The organism is Nostoc sp. DedQUE08 (assembly GCF_034530895.1).
Lineage (GTDB): Bacteria > Cyanobacteriota > Cyanobacteriia > Cyanobacteriales > Nostocaceae > Nostoc.
The window spans coordinates 1-9,792 of the sequence record NZ_JAVRCD010000120.1; the positions used below are offsets into that span (position 1 = coordinate 1).

7 protein-coding genes, 1 tRNA gene and 2 pseudogenes are annotated in these 9,792 nt (G+C 40.2%); 4 read left to right on the forward strand and 6 right to left on the reverse strand.

The window, feature by feature from the left end; translation table 11 throughout:
* Window positions 1-114 precede the first annotated feature (114 nt).
* Entirely contained in the window at window positions 115-981 is an 867-nt protein-coding gene (gene nadC, locus RMY64_RS36335; RefSeq protein WP_322702648.1) for a carboxylating nicotinate-nucleotide diphosphorylase, read from the forward strand.
* Between the two features lie 107 nt (window positions 982-1,088).
* Here nadC and RMY64_RS36340 read toward each other — a convergent pair.
* Together RMY64_RS36340 and RMY64_RS36345 are read right to left on the reverse strand one after the other, a co-directional pair.
* A pseudogene (locus RMY64_RS36340) lies at window positions 1,089-1,319 on the reverse strand (transposase); the annotation flags it as partial.
* Window positions 1,320-1,677: 358 nt separating this feature from the next.
* Entirely contained in the window at window positions 1,678-2,181 is a 504-nt protein-coding gene (locus RMY64_RS36345) for an N-acetyltransferase family protein (RefSeq protein ID WP_322675644.1), read from the reverse strand.
* 626 nt (window positions 2,182-2,807) lie between these two features.
* Here RMY64_RS36345 and RMY64_RS36350 point away from each other — a divergent pair.
* Window positions 2,808-3,752: a hypothetical protein gene (locus RMY64_RS36350; RefSeq protein ID WP_322702649.1), complete on the forward strand. Its 945-nt coding sequence runs from the start codon at window positions 2,808-2,810 to the stop codon at window positions 3,750-3,752.
* A gap of 160 nt (window positions 3,753-3,912) precedes the next feature.
* Here RMY64_RS36350 and RMY64_RS36355 read toward each other — a convergent pair whose 3' ends face one another.
* Entirely contained in the window at window positions 3,913-5,583 is a 1,671-nt protein-coding gene (locus RMY64_RS36355) for an ABC transporter ATP-binding protein (RefSeq protein WP_322689888.1), read from the reverse strand.
* Window positions 5,584-6,056: 473 nt separating this feature from the next.
* Here RMY64_RS36355 and RMY64_RS36360 point away from each other — a divergent pair, with 473 nt between their 5' ends.
* Window positions 6,057-6,305, forward strand: a complete 249-nt coding sequence (locus tag RMY64_RS36360; protein ID WP_322689887.1) for a hypothetical protein — start codon at window positions 6,057-6,059, stop codon at window positions 6,303-6,305.
* Between the two features lie 11 nt (window positions 6,306-6,316).
* Here RMY64_RS36360 and RMY64_RS36365 read toward each other — a convergent pair whose 3' ends face one another.
* Window positions 6,317-7,102: an RNA methyltransferase gene (locus RMY64_RS36365; RefSeq protein ID WP_322702650.1), complete on the reverse strand. Its 786-nt coding sequence runs from the start codon at window positions 7,100-7,102 to the stop codon at window positions 6,317-6,319.
* A 94-nt stretch (window positions 7,103-7,196) separates the two neighbouring features.
* Window positions 7,197-7,277: transfer RNA gene (locus RMY64_RS36370), tRNA-Leu, on the reverse strand.
* 407 nt (window positions 7,278-7,684) lie between these two features.
* On the opposite strand from RMY64_RS36370, the gene murA reads away from it, so the two are divergent.
* The gene (gene murA / locus RMY64_RS36375; protein ID WP_322675649.1) at window positions 7,685-9,052 is read left to right on the forward strand and encodes a UDP-N-acetylglucosamine 1-carboxyvinyltransferase; all 1,368 of its coding nucleotides are present in this window, start codon (window positions 7,685-7,687) and stop codon (window positions 9,050-9,052) included.
* A gap of 411 nt (window positions 9,053-9,463) precedes the next feature.
* On the opposite strand, the pseudogene RMY64_RS36380 reads toward murA, so the two are convergent.
* A pseudogene (locus RMY64_RS36380) lies at window positions 9,464-9,685 on the reverse strand (Uma2 family endonuclease); the annotation flags it as partial.
* Window positions 9,686-9,792: the final 107 nt, after the last annotated feature.

A 9,792-nucleotide genomic window follows, 5' to 3' on the forward strand; every position in this document is an offset into this window, starting at 1 on the left:
CAACTATTTTTCCCAAAATATTTTTGGACCGCTTCTGCATCACTATCAAAGCCTTGGATGGCAAGAGTTTTAGGCTATAGTATTGCTGGAAGTCTCTAAGAAAACAATAAATTTGTGAGCAATTCTGCTGTTTTGCCTCCCTGGCTGGTTTTAGATCCTCTTTTGCGTAGCTGGTTATTGGAGGATATTGGTAGGGGCGATCGCACTACAAATACTTTACTAGTAGAAGATGTGACCCTAGGCTCTGCTAAATGGATGGCTAAAGCTTCAGGGATAATTGCTGGCTTACCAGTTGCAGCTAGGGTGTTTCAGATTTTGAATGAAAAAGTTAGCTTTGTGGCGGTTGCGGCTGAAGGTGCATGGTGTGAGCCGGGACAGGTGGTAGCTGAAATTCATGGTTCGCTGGATGCGCTGCTGATGGGGGAACGAGTCGCACTCAATTTGGCTATGCGGTTAAGTGGAATTGCTACGCTGACTAATATATATGTAGAGAAAATTGCTGATTTACCTGCTCAGTTGGTGGATACGCGTAAAACTACGCCAGGGCTAAGACTGTTAGAAAAGTACGCGACTGCTTTGGGTGGGGCGATTAATCACCGCATGGGGTTGGATGATGCGGTGATGATTAAGGATAATCACATTGCTGCGGCTGGCGGAATTGGAGAAGCTGTTACCCGTATTCGTTCTCAGATTCCTTATCCCTTGACTATAGAGGTAGAGACTGAAAGTTTAGAGCAAGTGAAAGAAGCTTTGCAGCACAAGGTTGACATTATTATGCTAGACAATATGCCTTTGGATCTAATGTGCCAGGCGGTAGAGTTGATTCACCAACAAGAGAGCCAGGTAAAAATTGAAGCTTCGGGGAATGTGACTTTGGAAACGATTCGCGCTGTGGCGGAAACTGGTGTTGACTATATTTCTAGCAGCGCGCCGATTACTCAATCGAAGTGGTTAGATTTAAGTATGAGGATTGTACTTTAAATAGAAAGAGGCAAATCATCCTACTGCAAAGTCATTGTAATGTCGCATTCAGGACTTATGCAACTGGCACAAGCAATGGTGTGCGAAGCGCACCGAGCACCCAAAAACTACACAGAAGACATCGCAATATCTGGACGTTTTAGTTGCTCAATTAAATAATTAGAAAGCAAATTGTACTTGAGCTTGTAAATAGTTTTACCTGTTTGATAAGCTAAACTTTTCAGTCTTAGCCAAACTAAGATAACTCAAGCAATATGATTTCTTTGAAGACGGGCTTGACAGCATTGAGATGATTCAATGCCAGTTAGTTGCTTTATTTCTCTATGAAGCTCCTCAATGAATCAGGAGATTTAAAAGCACAAGGCTTTTTGTTACTTTTTCAGCAAGTCCTATGTACTACTGGCTAGCGATCGCACTGTGCCAATTGCTTAAGTCCTGGCATTTTTGGAGGCTCAAAGCCTAACACAATATCTTTCTTGTAATGTGATAGCGAGTTCAATCAACTAGTTTGTAGACACAGTTGAAAATAGTGGATTTTGGTTAGACTACAATCTGAAATTAGAAAAAATGAGAAAAAAGCGATCGCTTACTAATTATCTAAGAATTACCTGAGAATCATGGCAATGGTTACGGGCAATAAATTCAGATCGTTTGTTACCAAACTTAATTTACAAGTCTCAGAAAATAGCGATCGCTTTAAACAACAGGTTTACTAATTTGCAGCCCCATGATTACTAAGTCCCGTTCAACGCTATCAAGTTCGGCAATTTTAGGCAAATGTCCCCAGCGTTGAAAACCAAATGTCTCAAAGAGTTTTAAACTGGGCTGATTGTGGGCAAAAATGAAGCATACTAGGCTCTTTATACCCAAACTAGGACTTTCACTAATTGCTTGTGCTAAGAGTTGTCGTCCCAAACCACATCGATGAAAGCTAGGGGCGATATAAATACTAATTTCGGCAGTCTTACTATAGGCAGGTCGACCATAAAAGGATTGGAAACTAAGCCATCCAGCAATTACTCCTTCTACTTCGATTACCCAAAGTGGGCGTTGTGAAGGCGATCGCCCTTTAAACCAAGCAAGGCGACTTTCCACAGATACTGGTTCTAAGTCAGCGGTTGCCATGCGGCTAGGAATTGCAGTGTTGTAAATTGCCACAATTGCAGGCAAGTCAGTTTCAGTCGCATGGCGAATGGTCATTGCTACCGTCTCAGAAAAAATCTTCAGAAAATATTTAAGAATAATACAGTGTTAATAGTAGCAATTCTACGGTTTCTATCGTAATTGTCACAGATACTTTGTCAGATAGGGATAGTCTACCTTAGATAAGATAATGTCTAACCTTAGTACCAAGTATGCAATGCGCCACTATAAAAGCCACCACTGCTGTTATAACTAGAGCAAAATTACAACACCCTACTTCATGTATTTTATTTAACAGAGAAACTTTTTAATTTATAACTTTTTCTTTCTAAAGCATGATTCAGTACTCATGCTAGAGAAATAGATAAATTTATCATCCCAGAACAAATAAAATTTTTATCTAAAGATTTATATACTCCTTTCTACTCCAAGCTTTCTATCAGAAAATAATATCTCAATTCCTTTAGCAGGATAAATTACAAATAATTCTATCCTGAGTGAACACATAGATTTTTTAGAATTTTACATAACAAAAAATTACACTTCTCGTTATTCTAATAAAAGCTGGGTTTCAATTCTCTTTAATAAATACAAGTTATATATAGCTAAAGATAGAGGTTGATCTCATATATTATTATTTAGAATTAATATAAAATAATCAATTAAAGTTAAAAAAAATTACTATGTCTATTAATTGTTTGAACATTAATGATAAATTTAGTACTAATCAAAATACTAATATTTCAAAAATTGTTGAAATAGCGCTTTTTATAGATCAAATAAAAAGTAGTATTTGGGTTTTTGGGATTCCATCTTGGCTTTTTGGGATAACTGATAGGAGTATAGCCGCATTTGCCGATGGTTATTTATCTCCTATAGAAATATTTCAGCTATTTACAGCCTCTTTCTTTTTTGTGAGTTGGTTATATCTAAAGCCGGAAGAAAGCTTCAATAGTAATGATTTAGACCCCAGCCAGTATCAAGAATATCTGGATCGCACTCAAGCTAATAAGCTTCAAATAAAAAAGCTCCACATGATAAGCCAGGAGTATATTTTACCGTTTCCTTATATTTGCCAAATATATCATCTATTGAGCTTAAAGCATTTGGAAACAGTTCATAAATTTAGCCTTAACAACCTAAAAATTTTTCAAATTAGCCACTTTCAGCCCACAAATACTGGTGGGATAATTAAATTTCAAACAATATTAGACTCACCAGCGAATCCTTTGAGAATTTGGCGACAACCTATTGTAGAGGTGGATTTAATATTACACACCCCTTATACTGTTGAACTAAGTATCCCAGTTTACAATAACAAAAGAATAATTGTTATATTTCATGCTTTCCCGTTAAATGATTCAGAACATCAATTTTTTATAGATATTTATAGTGACTTAGACTGGCCAAAGCCATTATTACAAATAATATTGCATTTTGCTTCTTGCTTGACTCTATTTGAAGATTTGCCGTATTTAAGAACTTTAGCTGAAAAAAATATAGGGCGTTTATTCAACTTAAGTAAAACTTCAAATCACGAGACTGCATTGCTATTTAAAAGATTCGTTGAACTTTATAGTTCGAGTGGAGAACCAACTAGATTAGTTGAGGAAAGAGAAGATAGTTAGGAGTTAGGAGTGAGGAATTAGGAGTTTAAAACTTCTAATTTCTGATTTTATTTAGGGACTTGCAAAAAATAAATTATTTAAAATTATTTCTAGGTTTGTAAGGGCGCAAAGCTTTACGCCCTTACTATGATGGGGTGTTTTTTTACTGAAAGTTTTTTAGTTAAGCGCGTGCTAGTAAGGGAGCAGCAGCTAGTAAAGTTTTGGTATAAGGGTGCTGAGGATTGGCAAAAATATTTTTTGTCAGACCAAGTTCGACAATTTTACCACCATTCATTACGGCAATCCGATCGCACAAAAATCGAGCTAACCAAAGATCGTGAGTGATGAATAGATAAGTTAACTCAAACTCTTCCTTTAATTGCAACATCAAATCTAGCACCTGCGACTGAACGCTGGCGTCTAACATACTCACTGGTTCATCGCAGATTAAGAGTTTCGGGTGAGTAATCAAAGCACGAGCGATCGCTACTCGTTGTTGTTGCCCACCAGACAAATCCGACGGATAACGCTCATAATACACTTCTGGCGGTGTTAAGCCAACTTTATTTAGCATCCACAAAACCTGTTCTTTTGCTTTGGCAGGATTGGCTAAATTGTGGATAAATAAAGGATCTGCAATACTTTGTCCCACTGTCATTGCTGGATTGAGACAAGCATGAGGGTCTTGAAAAACCATTTGTATTTGTCGCCGCGAGGAACGAATTTCTTGAGGCGATAGTTTAGTTAAATCCTGTCCTAAAAACTCAACTTTACCACTAGTGGGACGAATTAGTTGCAATATTGTTCGTGATAGTGTGCTTTTACCACAACCTGATTCTCCGACTAAGCCGAGAATTTCTCCTGAATAAAGATCCAGGTTGATTCCATCTACTGCTTTAATTGTCTGCGTTTGTGTGTTAAGCAGTCGTTCGATAAAGTTAGGTTCTATAGTGTAGTGTTGCTTGAGTTCTGTAACACTCAAAATTGGAGATTTCTGATTAATAATCGGTAATTGCTTTTCTTCGTCATTGGCAATTATCAATTCTCCACTATCAGTTACTGCTTGAATATGTAATGCTGCTTTTAAGAGCGATCGCGTGTATTCATGTTGAGGTTGCCTAAATACGGTTTCTGTAGAACCCATTTCGACCATCTTACCGTTGTACATCACGCCAATGCGATCGCAGTACTCAGCCACCATTGCTAAATCGTGAGAAATCAGCAGCAATCCCATATTTTCTTCACCGCACAGGCGAGTTAATTCTTGCAATATCTGCGCGGAAACAGTGACATCTAAACTGGTAGTGGGTTCGTCAGCAACAATAAACTTGGGGTTGAGGAGTAAAGCTAAAGCGATCGCTACCCGTTGTCGCATTCCACCGCTAAACTCATGAGGATACTGATTCCAACGACTGACTGGAATATTCACTTTTGCCAAGGTAGCAAGTGCTTTTTCTTTAGCTTCCCGCGTTGATAATTCTGGTGAGTGCGCCTGGAGGGTTTCGATACAATGCTTACCAATGGTCATCAAAGGATCGAGGCGTGTCATGGGATCTTGAAAAATTAAGGCGATCGCTTCTCCCCGAAATTTCCGTAACTGATTAGGTGTCAAGTCAAACACGGACTGTCCTTGAAATGTCACCCGTCCCTCAATCCGGCTAGAGGATGGTAGTAAACGCATTACTGCCCGTCCGATAGTTGATTTACCACAACCTGACTCTCCCACCAATCCCATTCTTTCACCTGGTTTCAAGGTGAAAGATACATCATCAACCGCCCAGCTTGTTTTTTCTCCACTTCGCCCAGGATAGGCAACTTGCAGATTTTCGATACAGAATAAGGCTTCACTCATAATTAGTTATCAGCCCTGAGCTACCAGTTTTTATAATTTCAAATTTAGGATAGTCTATCAAATTAAGTATTAGACCTGTTTTATAAAACTTACCTAAACGTAGCCAAACTTGATTTAGTGTACCTGTAGCGATCGCGTTCAGGAAGCAAGAGTAACCTATGTTTAAAAGCATTGGACTTATTTTATATCTCACGGCACTTGATGCTCGTACCATATCTTTTTTTTAAACAGGGTAATGACCCACAACTAAAGTAATCAATCATAATTTTTTCCTTCTGCCTTCTGCCTTCTGCCTTGTCTAAGACACGCTCCGCGATCTGCCTGCTGTTAATTGGAGACAGCTATCGATATTCTTCATAACCACTGCTAAAGTTGATACAGCACACAACTATGATGTTATAAGTGCAAAATTTAAATCTGTAGGAACTAGAATCAAAATTAAGTCAGTAAATCAGGATTTTCAAGTTAATATTATGGAGCAAAATCAGCCAGAACAGCGGCGCGCTGTCGATCGAGTGTTTCAAGAATCCCTCGAACAGTTGGAGGATATCTTGCAAGAAAGTTCGACTGAGGAAGAAGATATCCCCCAACTGCATACTAGTAATTTTACTGAAGTCGAACTCGATCGAGACTTGATAGATATTGATTTAGCGGCTCTTGAGGACGCAGTTGCTGATATTGAACAATATCTTGAAGAAATAACAAAAACCCAATTGGGGTAAAAAGTTAAAATTTATTCCTGACAAATCAGTTGCCGTTGAGCTTCGTACAACATTAAAGCGGCTGCGATCGCCACATTCAAGGATTCCACTCCAGGACTCAAAGGAATTCTGACTTGGTGGTCTGCGATCGCTGCTAAATCTGCTGACAATCCAGCACCTTCATTTCCCAGTAAAATCATACTGGGTTTTCGCCAGTCCACTTCCCAATAAGTTAAAGTCGCATTGGGTAAGGTTGCCACTACCTGCATTCCTGCCTGCTGACTTTGTTGGACTGTCGCTTTTAAATCTTCGGTTACGGCTGTTGCGAGGCGAAACCATTGCCCTGCGGAAGCACGTAGAACTTTAGGACTATCTAAATCTACACTATCTCCACTGACCCACAACCCTGATGCTCCCGCGGCGGCGGCGGTGCGAATCATCGTACCCAGGTTGCCGGGATCTTGTATCGTCTCTAAAGCTAGCACTAAACCAGTCAATGGTAGTTGAGTTTGGCGTTGGCTTCGTTTTGCCGTTGCCACCACACCATCCGGTTGGACTGTGGTAGCGATCGCATCCAAAACTTCTCTACTGACAATTTCGGCGCGATCGCATCGGCTACAAGCTTCTTCCCACAGCGAAGGATGGGCGATTTGCCAATCTGGGGTACAACACACTGTTTCTAGCAGGTAATTGACCGCACAAGCTTCTTCTAACAAGTGCGTCCCTTCTAGTAAAAATAACTGTTGCTTATGCCTCTCCTTGGTGGAGTGCAGCTTGCGAATTTGTTTGACTAGGGAATTCTGTAAACTGGTCAACATCAAAAAGTTAAGAGTTAGAAATTAATAGTTAGGAGTTAATTTAGTTGTTTTTCAGCTTATAACTCTTAACTTATAACTTCTAACTTAGATAGTATGCGGAACCCGGGACTTGAACCCGGAAGCCTTGCGGCACTAGAACCTGAATCTAGCGCGTCTGCCATTCCGCCAGTTCCGCTGGCATTTGTGCTTATCGACAATTTCTTATTATTGCGTTATGTTTTACCTTTGTCAAGTATAAAGCATAATGCCTACTTAAAAGTTTCTAACTGGAAACGTGTTTTTCAGGTACAAGGTCGAATCAAAATATTAACTCGACAGTACAGCATTGATTTTTAGAGAATACTTAAGTTATTTTACTGAGTATTTAATTTTGCTTAAAACTACTGCTGATTGATTATTTTTTTAAATTTTTTAAAAATCTCAAAAAGCTTGCTATTGCTTGTTTACAGCCTGCATTTTCACCCAAAAAAAATTTTTTTTATACCAAACAGTGCTTTAAAACGTGGACATTTTGAATCTTTACTGTAGAATCAAAACCAACTTCAAACATATAAAATACGTATTACTTTTGGAGGTAAGCTTATTAATCCTTCTACCATCTTACCAGATGCCAAAATTACTCCAGAAGCAGACTCCTCAGTCTTGCAAATTTGGGGTGGGCATCCTTTGCGGGGTCATGTAAAAATTAGCGGGGCAAAAAATTCAGCACTGGTAATCATGGCTGGAGCCTTGCTGTGTCCGGGCGATTGTCGTATCCGTAATGTCCCTTTGTTAGCGGACGTAGAGCGGATGGGTCAGGTGTTATCGGCTTTGGGTGTGCAATTAACCCGGCAAGGTGACATTTTAGACATCAATGCCAGCGACATTAAAACATCAAAAGCTCCCTACGAATTAGTTACCCAGTTGAGAGCGAGTTTTTTCGCCATTGGAGCCATTCTGGCAAGACTGGGAGTAGCACAGATGCCGTTACCAGGCGGTTGTGCGATTGGGGCAAGACCAGTTGACTTGCATGTTCGAGGACTGCAAGCAATGGGAGCAGAAGTACAAATTGAGCATGGCATTTGTAATGCCTACGTCCCTGGCAGCAGCCGGAGATTAAAAGGTGCGAACATTTACTTAGACATTGCCAGCGTTGGAGCTACGGAAAATTTGATGATGGCGGCTACCCTAGCAGAGGGTGAAACGATCATCGAAAATGCTGCCAGAGAACCGGAAGTAGTCGATCTAGCTAACTTCTGTAACGCGATGGGAGCGAAGATTAAGGGCGCAGGGACTAGCAGAATTATTATCGAAGGAGTCCCCAAGTTGCATTCTGTTGACTACAGCATTATTCCCGATCGCATTGAGGCTGGGACGTTTTTGCTAGCAGCAGCAATTACCCGCTCAGAACTTCTTCTCTCGCCAGTGGCTCCAGAACATCTCATCCCAGTAATTGCCAAGTTGCGGGATATTGGAGTGACAATAATTGATGAAAAGCCTAACCAATTACACATTCTGCCAGCGGAAACCCTTAAGGCAACGGATATTGAAACTCAATACCATCCAGGTTTCCCCACAGATATGCAAGCACCATTCATGGCTTTGCTAGCAGTGGCAGAAGGCGACAGCGTAATTAACGAATCCGTCTTTGAAAATCGCTTGCGTCATGCCTCAGAGTTGAATCGTTTGGGGGCAGATATTCGTGTCAAAGGCAATGCTGCTTTCGTTCGGGGAGTACCAAAATTATCTGGTGCACCAGTATTAGGTACAGACTTACGAGCATCGGCAGCGTTAGTCATCGCCGGACTAGCGGCAGAAGGACAAACCACAATTCAGGGTTTACAACACCTCGATCGCGGCTACGATCGACTTGATATCAAGTTGCAGCAATTGGGGGCTAAAATCCTCCGCGTGGGCGAAACACCAACAGATGCAGAAATCGCTCCCAGCATCAGTAGCCTGTCAAGTTGAAATCGATTGGTTAAGACTGACGCGGGGATAAGAAGAATAAGGGAGACAAGGTAAAATTTTCTCCCTTGTCTGCCTTTATCTCTGCCATCTATACCTTGCGATCTGCTGAATTATCCTGATAGATAGAGGCTTTTAAGCTTTGTCCATATCTTTTTTTGATGAATATTCTGGAAAAATCTGTGTTGGCTGTTACAATATTGTTAAGAAAAGTTGCCCGTTGCATTTTAGGAACGCGTAATTGGGTTTTAACTCTCTTGAGAAGACAACGCAAAAATATTTTTTAGACCAGCTGTGGGAGGCTGGTCTTTTTATATTTAAAGTCCTCACAAATTATACTTATCTCTTTGGGTATAATACTCACGCTGTTTTATTAATTACTTTTATTGGTTTGTAATAAATTGGTTATGTCAGTTACCAAATCGCCTCAAGGTTTGAAATAAACCCCTGTAAAACATCTTCTCCTGACAAAGTAACAGGCGATTCCAATACCTCTACCTCTTGGTCTTGCCGATAAATCTCTACTTGTCGAGATTTACGATTAATTAACCAACCCAAACGCACACCATTATCTATGTATTCCCTGATCTTTTCCTGAGCTACTTTCAAACTATCCCTTGGCGAAAATACCACTATAGGTGCTATCTACGGTGAGCTACGCTAACGCACCTTTCTACATTTCCAAAAGCGGCGTTGCATAAATGCGGGATGAATCATGGAAACACGGGTATTTCTCTATACTT